We start from the raw sequence: 316 nt of genomic DNA, 5'->3' as shown, positions 1-316 counted from the left end.
CACATGGGGAGACCCCACACTACCATCGGCGCTACGGCGTTTCACTTCTGAGTTCGGCATGGGGTCAGGTGGGACCACCGCGCTAAAGCCGCCAGACAAATTCTTTTACTTCTTGCCGAACTTTAACCTAAGTATAAAGTGGTGCTGATACCCAGAGTCGAACTGGGGACCTCACCCTTACCAAGGGTGCGCTCTACCAACTGAGCCATATCAGCACGCTAAATTTGATGCCTGGCAGTTCCCTACTCTCACATGGGGAGACCCCACACTACCATCGGCGCTACGGCGTTTCACTTCTGAGTTCGGCATGGGGTCA

At 54.4% G+C, this 316-nt stretch carries 1 tRNA gene and 2 rRNA genes; all 3 read right to left on the bottom strand.

Annotated elements, in window-relative coordinates:
* A 5S ribosomal RNA gene (gene rrf / locus KK102_RS22105) occupies positions 1-96 on the bottom strand; the annotation flags it as partial.
* Positions 97-139: 43 nt separating this feature from the next.
* Positions 140-215: transfer RNA gene (locus KK102_RS22100), tRNA-Thr, on the bottom strand.
* 14 nt (positions 216-229) lie between these two features.
* Positions 230-316: ribosomal RNA gene (gene rrf, locus KK102_RS22095) — 5S ribosomal RNA — on the bottom strand; the annotation flags it as partial.

It is taken from the genome of Enterobacter quasimori (genome assembly GCF_018597345.1).
Lineage (GTDB): Bacteria > Pseudomonadota > Gammaproteobacteria > Enterobacterales > Enterobacteriaceae > Enterobacter > Enterobacter mori.
Note: the sequence above shows the minus strand (reverse complement) of the source record. Positions and strands in the feature narration are given on the sequence as shown.